Below are 16,228 nucleotides of genomic sequence, written 5' to 3'. Positions count from 1 at the left end.
CAGCGGCTCGTGCCGGGGCGAGAGTCAGCCGGCCTGTCCGCCCCAGCCACCCTGGATCATGGTCTGGAACCGCCACTGTCCGCCGGTGCGGACCAGCAGGTCGGCGTAGCGCACCCGCTGGGTCGCCCCGTCGACGGTGAACTCGGCGTCGGTGAAGACCACCACCAGGCTGGCGGTGAGGAAGTACGGCGTGCGGCGGGACTCCATCGTCACGTCGCCGCCGGCGCCGAGCACGCCACGCATCATCTCCACGTACTCCGCCCGGGTGAGCTGCCGCGCGGAACCCTCGCCCGCGGCGTCGTCGGTGACGGTGTTGAGCGGGAACAGCGCCAGGTCGGCGGTCCCCTCGGCGTCACCGGCGGCGGCCAGGGCGTCGTACCGCTGGAACCAGTCGTCGAGGGCGGCCAGGTCCTCGGCGGTGGGAACGAACCCCGGGTCGGTCGGCGGCGTGAGGGTGCTGCGGGGCTGGGTCATCTGTCTCTCCTCGCCGGTGCCCGGCGCGGGCACCTCGATCGTACATTGTACCGTACGCCGTACGGCGAAATCCGGCACGCCGACCGGATGGCGCTGACAGGGGACTAGGACACCGTATGGTCACGGTCGGCGATAGGCGCTCGACGCGGACCGGGGCACACCTGTGACAATGCCCGGAGAAACTTGGCTGCGCGGTGGCGGCGCCGGGGAGTGTGCTCCCTGGGGCCGGGAGAACGAGGATGGGCACATGAGCGACTGGACTGCCTTCGGACGGGTGGACGCGGACGGCACCGTGTACGTCAAGACCGCCGAGGGCGAGCGGGTGGTCGGATCCTGGCAGGCGGGAGCACCGGAGGAAGGCCTGGCGCACTTCGCACGCCGCTTCGCGGATCTGGTGACCGAGGTGGACCTGACCGAGGCACGACTCAACTCGGGTGCGGCGGACGCCAACCACTCGCTCGCCACCATCCGACGGATTCGCGGCTCCCTCGCCGAGGCACACGTCGTCGGGGACATCGACGCGCTGGCGGCCCGACTCGACAAGCTCGCCACCGTGGCGGAGGAGAAGGCCGGCGAGGCCAAGGCCGCGAAGGAGGCCGCCCGCACCGAGGCCCTCGCCCGCAAGACCGCCCTGGTGGAGGAGGCCGAGAAGCTGGCGGCCGAGTCGACCGGCTGGAAGACCGCCGGGGACCGGCTCAAGGAGATCCTCGACGAGTGGAAGACCATCCGGGGGGTCGACAAGAAGACCGACGGTGAGCTGTGGAAGCGGTTCGCCGCCGCCCGGGACGGCTTCACCCGCCGTCGCGGTGCCCACTTCGCCTCCCTGGACGCCCAGCGCAAGCAGGCGCAGACGGTCAAGGAGGAGTTGGTCGCGGAGGCCGAGAAGGTAGCCGAGTCCACCGACTGGGCGGCGACGGCCAACCACCTCAAGAACCTGATGACCCAGTGGAAGGCCGCGCCGCGCGCCTCGAAGGAGGCCGAGCAGCGGCTCTGGGAGAGGTTCCGGGCCGCCCAGGATGCCTTCTTCAGCCGGCGCAGCGAGGTCTTCTCGGCTCGGGACAACGAGCAGCGGGCCAACCTGGAGCGCAAGCAGGCGTTGCTCGCCGAGGCCGAGGCGCTCGACGTCGACGGTGACCCGAAGGGCGCCCAGGCGAAACTGCGGGAGATCCAGGCGCAGTGGCACGAGGCCGGTCGGGTGCCGCGTGAAGCGGCCGCCGGGCTCGAGCGCCGGCTGCGCGCGGTCGACGAGAAGGTCCGCGAGGTGATGGACTCGGCGTGGCGCCGTACCAGCCGCGAGGACAACCCGCTGCTGGCCCAGATGCGTGCCCAGGTCGCCGAGGCCGAGGAGCGGCTGGCCCGAGCCCAGGCCGCGGGCGACACCCGCCGGATCAAGGAGGCCGAGCAGGCGCTCGCCTCGAAGCGCCAGTTCCTTCAGTTGGCCGAGCAGGCCGGCTGACCGTACGTCCCGATGCCCCTGGCTCCCCGCGGGAGCCGGGGGCATCGACGTTTCCCGCTGGTCACAGCGATGTTAACGTACGACATTTACATCGACGCCCATCTGTGATTACCTGGGAAAGCGCTTGCCCGCCCGTCGGGTGAGGCACGGGAGCCGTTCGAACCAATTCAAGGCAGGGCGCATCCAGCGACCGCCACGGCATCGCTGCCGCTGGGCACGGCAGCGTCCGATGTCGAGGCGATCCCTGCCGACCGAGATTCCCACCGATCCGAGGTTGAGGAGAATCGACCGTGCTCTCAATCGTCAAACGTCGTCTGACCGGACGGCTGGCGGCGCTGGCCGCGGTGGCCGTCGCGCTGCCCGCAGCGGCTGTCGCGGTGACCGTCACCCCCGCCGCCGCGGCGACCGTCGACACCGGCGCCTACTACGTGTTCGTCAACCGCAACAGCGGCAAGGCCATGGACCTGTGGAACTGGTCCACCGCCGACGGCGGCGAGATCCGGCAGTTCACCCGCGCCGACGGCAACAACCAGCAGTTCCAGTTCGTCGACGTGGGCAGCGGCTACTACCAGCTGCGCAACCGGCACTCCGGCAAGGTCGTCACGGTGCCGAACTCGAACGACGGCGTGCAGGTCACCCAGGTCACCGCGAGCAGCGACACCAAGCAGCACTTCCGGCTCGCGGACTCCGCCAACGGCGACGTCCGGTTCATCAACCGGCACAGCAACAAGGCGCTTGAGGTGTGGCAGTGGTCCACCGCCGACGGCGGCATGGTCTCGCAGTACGCCGACCTGGACGGTGCCAACCAGCGGTGGCAGTTGGTGCGCCTCGGCAGTGGCACCGTTCCTCCGCCCAACCCGGGTCCGCAGACCGGGCTGGTCGGCTGGGCCACCCAGAACGGCGGCACCACCGGCGGCGGCAGCGCCGGCACCACCACCGTCACCAGCGCCTCGGCCCTGACCAGCGCCCTCGGCTCCAGCAGCGCGGCGGTCATCCGGGTCTCCGGCACCATCAACTGCTCGGGCATGCTGCGGGTACGGTCCAACAAGACCATCCTCGGCAACGCGGGCGCCACCATCGCCGGCTGCGGTTTCACCATCAACGGTGACCGCAACGTCATCATCCGGAACCTGACCTTCCGGAACTGGGGCGACGACGCGATCAACGTGGAGCAGTCGGCCACCAACATCTGGATCGACCACAACACCTTCACCGCCGGCTACGACGGCGCGGTCGACATCAAGCGCGGCTCCGACTTCATCACCGTGTCCTGGAACCGGGTGTACGGCCACGACAAGTCGATGCTGCTCGGGCACAGCGACGACAACGCCAGCCAGGACGTCGGGCGGCTGCGGGTGTCCTACCACCACAACTGGTTCGACGGCAGCAACCAGCGCCACCCCCGGGTCCGCTTCGGCAACCCGGTGCACGTCTACAACAACTACTACAGCAACGTGCGCGGCTACGGCGTGGCGTCCACCATGAACGCGGGCGTCCTGGTCGAGGGCAACTACTTCGAGAACACCCCCGACCCGTTCCACCGGGGCGAGGGCAGCTCCGGCCCGGGCGCGCTGGTGGCCCGCAACAACCACTTCGTCAACTCGGGCAGCGGGCAGAGCGGCGGCAGCGTGGCCGGCATCCCCTACTCGTACACCCTGGACACGCCGAGCAACGTCAAGTCGATCGTGACGGGCGGCGCGGGCGCCGGCCGGATCTCGGTCTGACCCGCACGGTCAGAGCCTGTGTCGAAGTCCCCGGTCGAGCCGAGGCGGAGTCCAAACGGCGTCGCGCCAGGCGTCGCGCGAGCTCGTCGCAGGCCGGCCCGGGACTTCGACACAGGGCCCAGGGCTGCATGACGCGGCCGCAGCCGGGTTCCGCCGGGGGTGTCAGTGGTGGATCCTTTGCACTGCTTCACTCCGCGCAATGGTTTGCCGGCTCACCGTTGCGCGGCTGCCACCACGGCAGCGTAGAAGCCTAGATCGCCAGCTACTTCCGCTTCCCCAGCGTGGGTAGTCCGCCGCTGACGGTCTTTACCGAACTGGTTGATCCGTCCCTGCGCGCGCGGACCTTGCTCGGGTCTTCTCGGGGCATCTGGCCGGGGCGCTCCAGTTTGGTCGTGCCGGCGGCACGAAGCGCCTTGAGCTTGCGCGGGTCGGCCTTGCGCCTAGGTGCGGGCTGGGGGTCGGCACGGAAAAAACTCGGGTCGGTCGCGGGCAGACCGTAGTGCGGCCGGCAGAAGTGCTTGCCATTGACGACGACCGCGGATTGCTGCGAGCAGCCGCGGGTCTGGCAGCGGTTGTCGCGGGGAACTGGGACCTTCGCCCGTGCAGCCCGGTCGTCCACGGCTGCCACCCCCTATCCACAAGTTGCTGATCTTGTGCAACACAGGCTACGGCCGAACTCGGCTCCCGAGAAGACCTTGTCCGTCGAACTGGGCACCTTCAGCGGTTAGCGAGCGGGCGGCGCCGCAGCCGCCTCGCTGGCCGGCTAAATGTTGACCGCCGATTCGCTTCTTTTCTCGTGCGCGGTGGCCGCCGCTGCGATGAGACGCACCTACTGGCGACGGTGACCGCACGCGACGACGCCGGGCGCAGCGTTGCCCCCGCCACCGGCGGTGACCGGCAACCAGGCAGCGGGAACCGCCGCGTCAGCCGGTCAGGCCGACGAAGGTGGCCAGGCGCGCGACGTCGGCCGCCGCGGGTCCGCGTTGGATGACCTGGGCGAGGAGGGTACGGGCGGCCGGGCGGCTGCGGACCTCGGCGGGGGCGATGCGGTCGGCGTGCAGCAGGGCTCGTCCAGCCTGGGCGGGGTCGCCGGTGTCGAGGTAGGTGTGGGCGGCGTCGATGAGGTGGGCGGCGCGGTGTTCGAGCGGCAGCCGGCGCCAGCCGTCGCTGCGGATCGCTTGCACGTGGCGGTGGAGAGCCTCGGTGGTGTCGCCAAGGTGATGGGCGGCGAGGAAGCGGGCCACCTGGACGGCGGCGCGTCCGAAGCCGGTGTGGTGCGGCTCGCTGTCGCTGGTGTGTTGGCCGGCGAGGGCGGCAGCGTGGTCGAGCATGTCGTGGGCGTTGCGCCGGTCCCCGCTGCCGGCGGCGGCGAGTCCGGCCTGGAGGTACAGGGTTCCGCGTACGGAAGGGTCGTCTGCGGTGTCCGCTGCAGTGAGGGCGGTGGACAGCGCGAGGTTCTGGTGGTCGAGGGCGCGTAGCGCTTGCGCGACGGCGATCGTGGCGGTGGCGGTGAGGGTGGGACCACCGGCGGCGGTGGTGACGGCGCGGTCGGCGGCGAGCCAGGCCAGGTGGGGGTGGTCGAGTTTGATCAGCACGGCGGCGGTGACCCGGTAGGTGGATACCAGCAGGCTCCGGGTGCCGTGGGTGGCGTCGAGCAGGCCGGGTAGGGCGTCGAGCAGGTGCGGGTAGCGGGCGTGCTGGTAGGCCATCCAGGCGTACGCGACCTGCTGGCTGGCCTGCTGCGCCGTGATGGTGCGCCGGGGTCGGTCGTGGTAGCGGGCGAGAGCGGCGCGGACGGCGTCGACGCCATCGAGGCTGGGCGCGGTGGGTGGGGGTTGGCGGGGGCCGAGGAGGATCTCCGGGTCGAGGCGCAGCACGTCGGCGATCTCCCGGATGACCGAGTAGCGGTCGAGTCGGCGTACGCCACGCTCGATCTTGTCGACCCAGCTTTTCGACTTGCCGAGCCGGTCGGCGAAGGCCTGCTGGCTCATCCCTCGACGGGCCCGCAGCTCGGCCACGCGCCGTCCGATGGGTACGGAGTTGTGGTCGCGGCGGTGGGGACGGTTCATCGGTCCCCCCGCACCGGCGGCATGGCGTGAGTGGACGCCCCGCAGCGCGGACACCACCGCGACTTCACCCGAAACGCGAACAGCCCGGCCAGAAACCCCAGCAGCACCCCACCGAGCACCATCATTACCACCGCGACACCCACGAGCCCGCAGCTGCCGTCGAGCCACCGAGTCGGGCCACCGCTGGCGACCATAAGCACATCGGACGGAGGCGACCTGCGCCGGTTCGGCGTCGTGCATAGGAGGTAACGCGCATCTCAGATCCCTTCGGGAGTCGGGCTCCCACACCGGTACTCATTTGCCGTACGACCGGTGTGGAGTCATCCCTACAGGACCAAGCGTGACGGATTGTCAGCAGACAATCAAGGTCTCATCAGTCAATCTTTCCGGAATTACCCTCAGCGGGGAAGGCATACACCAGTTCGTACGTCTCGGCGTCGAGCACCATCAGCGAAACCTCGACGCAGCGGTCATCCGCATAGGCGTACCTGGTGATCTCGAAGACCAGACTCCCCTCTCGACGCAGACCCAAGCCGTCGCGCCCGCCCACCCCGTCAATCTCCTCCGGGGTAGGGGCGCGGCTGATGACCCGTTCCACGAACCTCGTCGGCCCGAATCCCTGCTCGGCCAATCGGGCGAACGTCCCGCCCGGCCCGGTGTCCGTGTGCTCGATGCGAGTGCCACGTGTCAAGTCTGTTGGCAGGTAGGCGGTGGCGAGTTGGACGCAGCGCCGGTCCCGCACATACCGGCGATACCTCGACAGCACCGCCTCGCCGGGCGGCACAGCGAGCGCCTCGGCAACATGCGTCGGCGGCACGACATCGCCCACCTCTATATCCACCGCCTTTGGCGGGTTCGCTGCGTCGTGTGCCTGGATCGACAGCCCGCGCCCCCATTGCTTCGGCGACAGGCGGCCGGGGGAGGTACGAGGGATTCGGCCAGCCCGGACGTAGCTGCCGGAACCGCGGCGCGACTCGATCAACCCTTCGGCGCGAAGGCGATCGATCGCATTCTCCGCGACGCCACGCGCCACACCCTCTTCGGTGGCAGCGAGCTCACGCAGCGTTGGAAGCTTGGCGCCAGCCTCGTAGCCCTTGACGCCCTCCCTGATCCTGCGCCTGAGTTCGGCGGCGAAGGTCTCGGCGCTGTGCTTCTTCGTCGGGTCGCTCGCGTTGTCCACCGGATCTCCAACTGTCGTCTGACAGCAGGCTACTTGCGACCCGTGTTGCGAAGCGAAGCGGGCGTCGGGGTCAAATGAATCCCACAGATTACCCTGCGACATCTCGACCGTCTACAGACAGTTTGTCCCTGGGTGGACGGCGTCGGCCGGCTTCGAGCACCAGGCTCGGCGTCGGGCTGGTCAGCTTGCCGGCCGAGTCGTTCGTCAAGGATCTGAGCGAGCATGGAGCGTAACGTCTGGCGCACGTCGAGCCGTTCCGGCAACAACGGCCAGTGCGTCGAGTTCCGAGACCGAGGCACCGCTATCGACGTACGCGACTCCAAGGCCCCTGCCGCCGGAACCCTGAGCTTCGCCCCTGCGGCCTGGGGCACCTTCGTCAGCGGCATCAAGACGGACGGTGCCCGCGCCTGAGCTGCGGCTGTCTGTGCCGTGTTCGCCGATCTCCACCGCCTGAGCGTCAACGGCGTTTCAACTCTGGTCGGGGTCCGGATCAGTTCGCTGAGCGGCGGCTTGTTCTTGGCGTAGTTGTTCGAGCATGGCGGTGTCGGATGCCAGGTCCGGGTGGCCTACTTGGCGGTCGAGGTCGACGACGACTTCGAGTTCGCCGATCGCCTCGTCGAGACGCCCTTCACCGCGATGGATCATCGCGATGTTGTACCTGGTGACGGCTTCGCCGGCACGGTCACCGACCTCCCACAGAATGGGTAGCGCCTGCTTGAGGTAGGTCAGAGCCTGCCGCCGATCCCCAAGCCCGTCATACACGCCGCCGATGTTGTTCAAGGTGACCGCCTCGCCAGCACGGTCCCCCACCTCCCGCCGGATGGGTAGCGCCTGCTTGAGGTAGGTCAGAGCCTGCCGCCGATCCCCAAGCCCGTCATACACGCCGCCGATGTTGTTCAGGGTGGTGGCCTCGCCAGCACGATCCCCCACCTCCCGCGCGATCGGAAGCGCCCGCTCGTAATAGGTCAGAGCCTGCCGCCAACCCCCAAGCCCGTCATACACGCCGCCGATGTTGTTCAAGGTGACCGCCTCGCCAGCACGATCCCCCACCTCCCGCAGGATGGGTAGCGCCTGCTCGTAGTACGCCAGAGCCTGCCGCCGATCCCCAAGCCCGGCGTACACGCGACCGATGTTGTTCAGGGTGGTGGCCTCGCCAGCACGCTCCCCCACCTCCCGCGCGATCGGAAGCGCCTGCTCGTAATAGGTCAGAGCCTGCCGCCGATCCCCAAGCCCGTAATACACGCCGCCGATGTTGTTCAGGGTCGCAGCCTCGCCAGCACGATCATTCGCCTCCCCCTGCTTGGGTAACGCCTGCTCGTAGTAGGTGAGAGCCCGCCGCCAATCCCCAAGCTCGGTGTAAACAAGACCGATGTTGCTCAGGGTGGCGGCTTCGTTGCCGTGGTGGTCGGCCTCGCGGTAAAGGAGCAGGGCCTGCTCGTAGTTTTCCAGGGCAGGCCGGGGCCGACCGGTGGAGGACTGGGCCCACCCCAGGTCATAGAAGGCGCCAGCGTCCGGGCCGAGGGTCAGGGTCGCGGTCGCGAGGGCCTCGGCATCCGCGAAGCGGGATCTGCGTAGCCACACCCTTGCCACCTGTTTCCCGACGTGTCGGGCAATCGCCGACTCCCGGCCCGCCACCGCCAGCCGGTGCACCTCCACCCATTGGGCGAGGGTGGTCATGACGTGGGCTCGGGCGTGGCGGGGTCGGTGATCCAGAGCTTGTAGAGGGATCGTGCGGCGGCGGCGCAGGCCTGGGTGTATTCGTCGTCGGTGAGGAGGGGGCGGATGAGCGGGCGCAGCACGTTGGAGACGTAGTAGCGGGGTTGGCGGGTTTCCGGGTCGGTGCCGTGTTCTATCAGGCCGAGTTGGACGGCGCGTTTCATGTGGTCGGCGGCGTCGGGGGGGTCGTGGACGGCGTAAACGGTGTCGGCGGGCACGGGCAGCTCGACGACGTTGACCTTGGCGAGCATCTTCCGCAGCTCGACGGGTTGGGAGTCCAGGAGGTTCTTGGCGAGGATGGTTTCCCGGCGGAATCGGTCGGCTTCGGCCTCGATGGCGGTGATGAGGCCATCGACGTCGAGCTCGGGGGCGGCGACGATCCGGTCCAGCCAGTCGAGCAGGCGAGGGTTGCCGGCCGCAGCCTCGATGGCGCGTTGGCGGATGTCGGAGTCGATTGGGGAGCCGGGGCGCAGGTTGGGCAGGTTCGCGAGTTTCTTGGCCTGCTCGATGTTGGTCAGCGTTTCGAGTGACTCGATGCGGATGCTGGCGCCGGCCGGTGGAGGGAAGCGGTAGCGGCTGGTGATGATGACCCGGCTGGGGCTACCGGTGTCGCAGATGGCTGTCAGCAGGGCCGGGAGAATGTCGGCCATCTCCGGGGACAGCACGTGCCCGCCGTCGCGTTCGTCGAGGTTGCCGTCCTCGAAGTCGTCGAACACGAACAGACAGGGAGTCTGCCCGAGAGGTCCGTCGACGTGCAGCAGGTGGCGCAGGCGGACCAGGAGGGGAGCCTCGGTGGTGTCGAGCAGCTTGGTCGCTTCGATCTGCTGCTCCATGGTCGGGAAGTCGATCTTGGTGGTGAGTTCCCGGAACTTGGGCAGGTCGACGCGGCCGTACCAGACGGCACGCTGGTGGGTCGGCATGCGTTCGAGCAGCCGGGAGGCGAGGCTACTCTTGCCGAGACCACCCATTCCGGCCAGGACCAGGCCCTCGGCCGCGCCGTCGCCACCGTGCGGTTGTTTGAGGGTACGCAGGCAGCGCTGGATGACCCGCCGTCGTCCGACGAACGCGGCGCGGGAGGCGACCCGGGACAGTTGGGTCTGCGGGTCCAGGAACTCCTGGTCGGCGGGGCGGATCTGGATCCGGGCGCGCCCTTTTTCGTGCAGGGGCGTGACCATGGGGGCGAGTGGGGATCTGTCGGCGTAGACGCGCAGCAGATGCCAGTCGCCGCGCTTGTTCGCGTACAGGTGCTGGCGGGCCTCGACCACGGCCCGGTCGATCGGCTGCCCGGCACCCAACGACTGGTAGAGCTTGGCGGCGAACTCGGTCGCGGAGACGTCACCGACCGGCAGCGCCCACCCCAACACGACCGGAGCTCCAGCGGCGACCAGGCTTTCACTCATCGACGGGAAAGCGCCGGAGTCGGGGGCGCTCCCGGTCAGGCAACCGGAAACGAAGACCAGGCGGGGCCAGCGACCGCCCATCGCTTGGGCGATCTGGTCAGCGGTGGCATCGGCGCGCCCACCGAACTCGTTCTCCATCAGGAAGACGGGTTGACCGTCCGCGCCGATCTCGGCGTGACCACTCAGGTGCAGGACGTCGAAGTATCCCGCGCTGTGGTCGAGACTGACGAAGCCAAGACCTTCCAGGGTGCCGCTTTCCTCCACCACCAGTTCGGCTCCGGTACGGGAGGTGGCAGCCAAGATGGCCGCTTCCTCGGCTTCGTAGCCGAGCACCGGCTCGACACCCTCCGGGGACGTGGCCATGAACAGCACCCGCAACGGCCGGTTCGCGGGCTTGACCTGATCCTTGAGCGCCGCGTTGGTGCCGATGGACCGCACCGGCAGCAGCGGCGCACTGGTAGAGACGGTCAGATACGAACCGTCTACGGCGAGCAACTCCCAGGGCAGATGCCGCAGCCGTTCCGCAGCGGTGATGCGCAGCGTGCTGCCCGGCGGACTGTCCAGGACCGGGGTCAGCCATCGCTCATCGCCGTCGAGAAAGTCAGCCAGCTTCGCGCCGAGATCACGTAGCTGCGGCGCGCCGAACACCTTCTGCGCGAACGCGTGCTGGCTGTAGTCGCGTTCCACCATCCCGATCAGCCTGTCAACAGCCGCCTTGTCCAGGCCACGGGTCTTCGGCGGACCGTCGCCGGTCGACAGGCGCAACTCCGCATAATCGGAGGTCTGCTCGAAGACCTCCAACTCGTACGTGCGCAGCTCAGCCATTGTGTTTTCCGCCCTCAGCTTGCCGCGATTCGACCTGCTGGAACGCGATCTCCAGCTCGCCACTGCTGACATCGGACAGCTTGACCCGGGTGCCGTCGCTGAGCAGGATTGTGACGCTGACGCCCTGCGGGCGGCGGGAGTGCCACCAGTCCCAGATCGTCTTGGCCGTGCCGACCCCGGCGAAAACCAGCCCGATGACGGCGATCACCAGCTCTGCGGAACGCCGCACCTCGACCGGTGACACCTCATCACCCGGCCCGGCCTTCGCGGCCAAAGCGCCGCGCAGTTCCGCAGCCCAACGCGCGGCATCCGACCCCGACACCTCAAGTACGGCAGTTCCCACCGTTATCCCTTCTTGCCTGCTCCAGCTCAACGAGGAACGCTCGCATGTGGTCCAAGTCGGGATGGCTCGTTTCCTCGGCCAGCGCTACCGCTCTTCGCTGGTACTCGACGGCATCATCCACCCGCTTCGATTGCAGCAGCAGGACGGCCATGTTGGAGCTCGCCGTGACCTCTAATCCGCGATCACCGACGATGCGGAGGATCTGCAGAACTTCATCTAACGCCTCCCTGGCTCTATCTAGATCGCCCTCCTGGAACTGAATTGAACTGATGTTGTTGAGGGTCACGGCTTCGCTGGCGCTGTCACCGACCTCCCGCTGGATTGATAGCGCCTGCTCGTAATAGGCCAGGGCCTGCCGCCAATCCCCAAGACCGTCGGACACGCTGCCGATGTTGTTCAGGGTGACAGCTTCGCCGGCACGGTCACCGACCTCCCGCCGAAGGGGTAACGCCTGCTCGTAATAGGTCAGCGCCTGCCGCCAATCCCCCAGACCGTCGTAGACGCCGCCGATGTTGTTCAGGGTGACAGCTTCGCCGGCACGGTCACCGACCTCCCGCCGAAGGCGTAACGCCTGCTCGTAATAGGTCAGCGCCTGCCGCCAATCCCCCAGACCGCCGTACACGCCGCCGATGTTGTTCAAGGTCGTGGCCTCACCAGGACGGTCACCCACCTCCCGCGCAATCGGTAACGTCTGCTCGAAATACGCCAAAGCCTGCCGCCGATCCCCCAACCCGCGATACACGAGACCAATGTTGTTCAAGGTCGTGGCCTCACCAGCATGGTCACCCACCTCCCGCGCAATCGGCAGCGCCTGCTCGAAATACGCCAAAGCCTGCCGCCGATCCCCCAACCCGTCATACACGCCACCGATGTTGCTCAGGGTGGCGGCTTCGTTGCCGTGGTCATCGGCCGCGCGGTACAAGCGCAGGGCCTGCTCGTAGCTGTCCAGAGCCTGCCGGGGCCGCCCGGTGGCAGATTGAGCCCACCCCAGGTCATAGAAGGCACCGGCATCCGGGCCCAGGGTCAGGGTCGCGGCCGCGAGGGCCTCGACATCCGCGAACCGTGACGTACGCAGCCACACCCTCGCCACATGGCGCCCGACGCGCCGGGCGATCACCGGCTCCCCGCCAACCACCGCCAGCCGGTGCACCTCCACCCACTGCGCAACCGTGGCAGCCGACCATGAGCGAGTCAAAAGATCCTCCACACCGGCCAGCACGATACGGCTGGCAACGATCCGGAAGACCACAACGACCAAGATCTGACACCGCAGAACAGGTCGGCACCGTCGAAATAGGACGCGCGGTGACGTGGAGGCCGCAGCGGGTTCGACCACGACGGCTACCGGCGGATCCAGGCGAGGATGACCGCCTGCCTGTGGGCGCTCAAGCCTGGAGGCAGACCGACCCAGCTCAGGGCGAGACGGCGCAGCCGGTCGTCGGCTCGGGCACCGTGGCCGGCGCGCCGATTGTCGGCAGCCCGAGCAACACCCCGGGGGTACGTGGCGAACGCCCCGCCTCGGCCGCGTCGCCGGCCTGGGTCCGCCGGTGCGACAGCGGCGCACCGTCGGCGTTGAGGTGGTGCGGTGCCGCGTAGGTGACCGTGGTCTGCACGATGTCGCCCGGCCGGATCGACCCGGCGAACGAACCGGCGTCGAAGTGCACCAGGCGGCCGTCGCGGGCGCGGCCGGACATTCGGCCGGTGCGCTCGTCCTTGCGGCCCTCACCCACGGCGACCAGCACCTCGACCGTCTCACCGACGAGTTTCTTGTTCTCCGCCCAGGTGATCTCCTCGACGCAGGCGATCAGCCGCTCGTACCGCTCCTGCACGACCTGCTTGGGCAGTTGGCCGTCCATGGTCGCGGCCGGGGTGCCGGGCCGCTTCGAGTACTGGAAGGTGAAGGCGGAGGCGAACCGGGCCTCGCGGACCACATCGAGGGTGCGCTCGAAGTCCGCCTCGGTCTCGCCGGGGAAGCCGACGATGATGTCCGTGGTGATGGCCGCGTCCGGCATCGCCGCGCGGACCTTCTCGATGATCCCCAGGTACTTCTCCGCCCGGTACGAACGGCGCATCGCCCGCAGCACCTGGTCGGAGCCGGACTGCAACGGCATGTGCAGCGAGTGGCAGACGTTGGGCGTCTCGGCCATCGCGGCGATCACGTCGTCGGTGAAGTCCTTCGGGTGCGGGCTGGTGAACCGCACCCGCTCCAGCCCGTCGATCTCGCCGCAGGCGCGCAGCAACTTGCCGAAGGCGTACCGGTCGCCGAACTCGACGCCGTAGGAGTTGACGTTCTGCCCGAGCAGGGTCACTTCCAGCACGCCCTCGTCGACAAGCGCCCGCACCTCGCTGAGGATGTCGCCGGGGCGGCGGTCCTTCTCCTTGCCGCGCAGCGACGGCACGATGCAGAAGGTGCAGGTGTTGTTGCAGCCCACCGAGATCGACACCCAGCCGGCGTACGTCGACTCGCGGCGGGTCGGCAGCGTCGACGGGAAGACGTCGAGGGCTTCGAGGATCTCCACCTCGGCGGCGGCGTTGTGCCGGGCCCGCTCCAGCAGCACCGGCAGCGAGCCGATGTTGTGGGTGCCGAAGACCACGTCGACCCAGGGCGCCCGGCGGACGATGTCGCCACGGTCCTTCTGGGCGAGGCAACCACCGACGGCGATCTGCATCCCCGGGTGCCGGTTCTTGACCGGCCGCAGGTGACCGAGGTTGCCGTACAGTCGGTTGTCCGCGTTCTCGCGGACCGCGCAGGTGTTGAACACCACCACGTCGGGGGTGTCGTCGGCCTCGCCCGCGCGGACGTAACCCGCCTGCTCCAGCAGGCCGGAAATGCGCTCGGAGTCGTGCACGTTCATCTGGCAGCCGTAGGTGCGCACCTGATAGGTGCGCGGGCCGCCCGCCGCTGCGGTAGTCATGACGAGCACAGCGTATCCGGGCCCGAGGGATCGGACGGAACGAGGAGGAGCCATGTGCCGCAGCATCAAGACCCTGCGTGAGCCGTACACCCCGAAGGTCACCGACGCGGACGTGCGGGCCGCGGCGTTGCAGTACGTCCGGAAGATCTCCGGGTTCCGGGCCCCGGCGGCACACAACGCCGAGGCGTTCGACACCGCGGTGGCCGCCGTCGCCGCCGCCACCCGCACCCTGCTCGACGAGCTGGTCGTCCGCGGCGCACGCCAGGCGTGAAGGAAGGGCCCCTTGTTAACGCCTGCGGTAGAGGAAGGGCCCCTTGTTAACGCCCTAGCTGGGAGGCCTGTTAAGAAGGGGCCCCTGCTATACGTCAGGCGTTAAAAAGGGGCCCTTCCTTACACCTCAGGCGGCGGCGAGGGCGGGGTTGACGGAGTCGGGGGCCCAGCGGGAGCGGTGGCACCGCGACCAGCCCCGGCAGCGCGGGTCGGCCTCGGTGCAGAGCCGCCGGTCGCTGAGCACCTCACCGTCGTCGGTCTCCCGCACGTCGAAGTGGACCGGGCGGATGCTGCCGTCGGGAGCGACCAGCAGGTGCCGGGTGTCGTCGAGCGTGTCGTCACGCAGCAGGCAGTTGCGGCCGAGCAACCGGGCCAGCGCCGCGATGCTGGGCAGTTCGGGAAGCCCGTCCGGTACGCCGTAGCAGTCCACGATCGTGGCGAACTCCCCCGGCGCCTGCCAGACGTCGCAGACCACCGCGTACGTCGGCAGCCGGAGCGGATCCGCCACCGCCAGCGGCATCACCACCCGACCGAGCGCGTCGGCCAGCGCCGGGTAGACCTCCACCGGTCGTACCTGGTCGATTCTCCAGTTCCACAGCTCGGTCATGCCGTCTCCTCGCTGTGCTCGTCCCCACCGGCCTCGGGATCGGGCCTTACAGACGATGGTGGGGGGCATTTGCCCCCAGCCGGGGGCAAGTTACCGGTCTGTGACCATTCTGGCCTAAATTTCCCCGAGCCTCATCGCTCCAGGTAGCGGGAAGATGACAGTTTATCGGGTATGGTGCGCGCTCCTGCGCAACGGCACGCGGGCCCGGGCCACTCCGCTCAGCGCAGCACGATCCGGTGCTCGCCCCGGGGCAGCAGCTCACCGATCACCGGGGCGCCCGGCACCTCCCCGGCCACCAACAGCCCGCCGGAGGTCTGCGCGTCGGCCAGCAACAGCCGGTCCTCCTCACCCGCCGCACCGAAGTCGGTCCACGGGGTCACCCACTCCAGGTTGCGGCGGGAGCCGCCGCTGACGTACCCGTCACGGACCGCCTCGCGGGCACCGGCCAGGTACGGCACCCGGGCGATGTCGATCGCCACGGTCACCCGACTCGCCCGGGCCAGTTTCGCGGCATGGCCGAGCAGACCGAATCCGGTCACGTCGGTGCCGCAGCGCACCCCGGCCGCCACCGCCGCCCGCGCGCCGTCCCGGTTCAGCGTGGTCATCGCCGCCACCGCCGCCGGAAAGTTCTCGCCGGTGGCCTTGTGCCGGGTGTTGAGCACGCCGACGCCGAGCGGCTTGGTCAACGACAGCGGCAGCCCGGCCCGCCCGGCGTCGAGGGTGATCAACTCGTCCGGCCGGACCAGCCCGGTCACGGCCAGCCCGTACTTCGGGCCGTCGTCGTCGACGCTGTGCCCGCCGGCCAGATGGCAGCCGGCCGCGCGGGCCACGTCCAGGCCGCCGCGCAGCACCTCCCGCGCCAGTTCCAGCGGCAGCAGCTCACGCGGCCAGCAGAGCAGGTTGAGCGCGACCAGCGGGCTACCGCCCATCGCGTACACGTCGGAGAGCGCGTTGGTGGCGGCGATCCGACCCCAGTCGTACGCGTCGTCGACCACCGGGGTGAAGAAATCGGCGGTGGTCACCAGGCCGGTGCGCTCGTCCAGCCGGACCACCGCGGCGTCGTCGCCGTGATCGAGCCCGACGAGCAGGTCAGCGGCGCCGGAGGCCGGGCCGAGGCCGGCCACCATCGCCTCCAGCTCGCCGGGTGGGATCTTGCACGCACACCCGCCGCCCCGGGCGTACCGGGTCAGCCGCACGGCCTCGGTCATCCCTTCATGATCTCCGTCACCCGGGTCGGACGCCACGGCGC

At 69.1% G+C, this 16,228-nt stretch carries 15 protein-coding genes and 1 pseudogene; 5 read left to right on the top strand and 11 right to left on the bottom strand.

Translation table 11 applies throughout. From position 1 onward, the window contains the following. Positions 1–24 precede the first annotated feature (24 nt). Positions 25–474, bottom strand: coding sequence for a hypothetical protein (locus SM447_RS02545; protein WP_474571061.1), 450 nt, complete (start codon positions 472–474; stop codon positions 25–27). A gap of 247 nt (positions 475–721) precedes the next feature. Here SM447_RS02545 and SM447_RS02540 point away from each other — a divergent pair, with 247 nt between their 5' ends. The 3 genes and pseudogenes from SM447_RS02540 (at position 722) to SM447_RS02530 (ending at position 3,654) form a co-directional block, all read left to right on the top strand. Then, a complete protein-coding gene (locus tag SM447_RS02540; protein WP_474571060.1) occupies positions 722–1,930 on the top strand; it encodes a DUF349 domain-containing protein in 1,209 nt (402 codons plus the stop codon). A 458-nt stretch (positions 1,931–2,388) separates the two neighbouring features. Continuing rightward, positions 2,389–2,715: pseudogene (locus tag SM447_RS02535) on the top strand (RICIN domain-containing protein); the annotation flags it as partial. Between the two features lie 33 nt (positions 2,716–2,748). Beyond that, positions 2,749–3,654 carry a pectate lyase family protein gene (locus SM447_RS02530; protein WP_474571247.1) on the top strand — a complete coding sequence of 302 codons (906 nt, stop codon included), beginning with the start codon at positions 2,749–2,751 and terminating at the stop codon, positions 3,652–3,654. Between the two features lie 262 nt (positions 3,655–3,916). Here the strand turns inward: SM447_RS02530 and SM447_RS02525 are convergent, their stop codons facing one another. From SM447_RS02525 to SM447_RS02515, 3 genes are all read right to left on the bottom strand, one after another. Further along, positions 3,917–4,282: a hypothetical protein gene (locus SM447_RS02525; protein ID WP_474571059.1), complete on the bottom strand. Its 366-nt coding sequence runs from the start codon at positions 4,280–4,282 to the stop codon at positions 3,917–3,919. A gap of 295 nt (positions 4,283–4,577) precedes the next feature. Continuing rightward, positions 4,578–5,723: a helix-turn-helix domain-containing protein gene (locus SM447_RS02520; RefSeq protein ID WP_474571058.1), complete on the bottom strand. Its 1,146-nt coding sequence runs from the start codon at positions 5,721–5,723 to the stop codon at positions 4,578–4,580. A 373-nt stretch (positions 5,724–6,096) separates the two neighbouring features. After that, the gene (locus tag SM447_RS02515) at positions 6,097–6,903 is read right to left on the bottom strand and encodes a GntR family transcriptional regulator (RefSeq protein WP_474571057.1); all 807 of its coding nucleotides are present in this window, start codon (positions 6,901–6,903) and stop codon (positions 6,097–6,099) included. Between the two features lie 222 nt (positions 6,904–7,125). On the opposite strand from SM447_RS02515, the gene SM447_RS02510 reads away from it, so the two are divergent. Next, a complete protein-coding gene (locus tag SM447_RS02510) occupies positions 7,126–7,314 on the top strand; it encodes a DUF397 domain-containing protein (protein WP_474571056.1) in 189 nt (62 codons plus the stop codon). A 57-nt stretch (positions 7,315–7,371) separates the two neighbouring features. Here SM447_RS02510 and SM447_RS02505 read toward each other — a convergent pair whose 3' ends face one another. The 5 genes from SM447_RS02505 to miaB form a co-directional block, all read right to left on the bottom strand. Continuing rightward, positions 7,372–8,580 carry a tetratricopeptide repeat protein gene (locus SM447_RS02505; RefSeq protein ID WP_474571055.1) on the bottom strand — a complete coding sequence of 403 codons (1,209 nt, stop codon included), beginning with the start codon at positions 8,578–8,580 and terminating at the stop codon, positions 7,372–7,374. Then, positions 8,577–10,844 (bottom strand): CHAT domain-containing protein, encoded by a 2,268-nt coding sequence (locus SM447_RS02500; RefSeq protein WP_474571054.1) that lies wholly within the window; start codon positions 10,842–10,844, stop codon positions 8,577–8,579. Before SM447_RS02500 ends, SM447_RS02505 begins: the two co-directional genes overlap by 4 nt. Beyond that, positions 10,837–11,187 carry a hypothetical protein gene (locus SM447_RS02495; protein WP_474571053.1) on the bottom strand — a complete coding sequence of 117 codons (351 nt, stop codon included), beginning with the start codon at positions 11,185–11,187 and terminating at the stop codon, positions 10,837–10,839. Before SM447_RS02495 ends, SM447_RS02500 begins: the two co-directional genes overlap by 8 nt. After that, complete coding sequence (locus tag SM447_RS02490) at positions 11,168–12,436, bottom strand: tetratricopeptide repeat protein (protein ID WP_474571246.1); 1,269 nt, start codon at positions 12,434–12,436, stop codon at positions 11,168–11,170. The genes SM447_RS02495 and SM447_RS02490 overlap by 20 nt, the downstream gene beginning before the upstream one ends. 163 nt (positions 12,437–12,599) lie before the next feature. After that, positions 12,600–14,102, bottom strand: coding sequence for a tRNA (N6-isopentenyl adenosine(37)-C2)-methylthiotransferase MiaB (miaB, locus tag SM447_RS02485; RefSeq protein ID WP_474571052.1), 1,503 nt, complete (start codon positions 14,100–14,102; stop codon positions 12,600–12,602). 52 nt (positions 14,103–14,154) lie between these two features. Here miaB and SM447_RS02480 point away from each other — a divergent pair, with 52 nt between their 5' ends. Next, entirely contained in the window at positions 14,155–14,373 is a 219-nt protein-coding gene (locus tag SM447_RS02480) for a DUF2277 domain-containing protein (protein ID WP_474571051.1), read from the top strand. A 126-nt stretch (positions 14,374–14,499) separates the two neighbouring features. Here SM447_RS02480 and SM447_RS02475 read toward each other — a convergent pair whose 3' ends face one another. Both SM447_RS02475 and selD read right to left on the bottom strand, forming a co-directional pair. Next, the gene (locus SM447_RS02475; RefSeq protein ID WP_357590439.1) at positions 14,500–14,979 is read right to left on the bottom strand and encodes a hypothetical protein; all 480 of its coding nucleotides are present in this window, start codon (positions 14,977–14,979) and stop codon (positions 14,500–14,502) included. Between the two features lie 218 nt (positions 14,980–15,197). Beyond that, positions 15,198–16,187 (bottom strand): selenide, water dikinase SelD, encoded by a 990-nt coding sequence (selD, locus tag SM447_RS02470; protein ID WP_474571050.1) that lies wholly within the window; start codon positions 16,185–16,187, stop codon positions 15,198–15,200. Positions 16,188–16,228: the final 41 nt, after the last annotated feature.

It is taken from the genome of Micromonospora aridisoli (assembly GCF_056150025.1).
This window is presented reverse-complemented; position numbering and strand designations above follow the sequence as displayed.

Excerpts from the sequence above, each read along its gene's own strand:
- miaB (WP_474571052.1), bottom strand. The coding sequence starts at position 14,102 with ATGACTACCGCAGCGGCGGGCGGCCCGCGCACCTATCAGGTGCGCACC.
- selD (WP_474571050.1), bottom strand. The coding sequence starts at position 16,187 with ATGACCGAGGCCGTGCGGCTGACCCGGTACGCCCGGGGCGGCGGGTGT.
- SM447_RS02545 (WP_474571061.1), bottom strand. The coding sequence starts at position 474 with ATGACCCAGCCCCGCAGCACCCTCACGCCGCCGACCGACCCGGGGTTC.
- SM447_RS02505 (WP_474571055.1), bottom strand. The coding sequence starts at position 8,580 with ATGACCACCCTCGCCCAATGGGTGGAGGTGCACCGGCTGGCGGTGGCG.
- SM447_RS02500 (WP_474571054.1), bottom strand. The coding sequence starts at position 10,844 with ATGGCTGAGCTGCGCACGTACGAGTTGGAGGTCTTCGAGCAGACCTCC.
- SM447_RS02520 (WP_474571058.1), bottom strand. The coding sequence starts at position 5,723 with ATGAACCGTCCCCACCGCCGCGACCACAACTCCGTACCCATCGGACGG.
- SM447_RS02480 (WP_474571051.1), top strand. The coding sequence starts at position 14,155 with ATGTGCCGCAGCATCAAGACCCTGCGTGAGCCGTACACCCCGAAGGTC.
- SM447_RS02475 (WP_357590439.1), bottom strand. The coding sequence starts at position 14,979 with ATGACCGAGCTGTGGAACTGGAGAATCGACCAGGTACGACCGGTGGAG.
- SM447_RS02510 (WP_474571056.1), top strand. The coding sequence starts at position 7,126 with ATGGAGCGTAACGTCTGGCGCACGTCGAGCCGTTCCGGCAACAACGGC.
- SM447_RS02540 (WP_474571060.1), top strand. The coding sequence starts at position 722 with ATGAGCGACTGGACTGCCTTCGGACGGGTGGACGCGGACGGCACCGTG.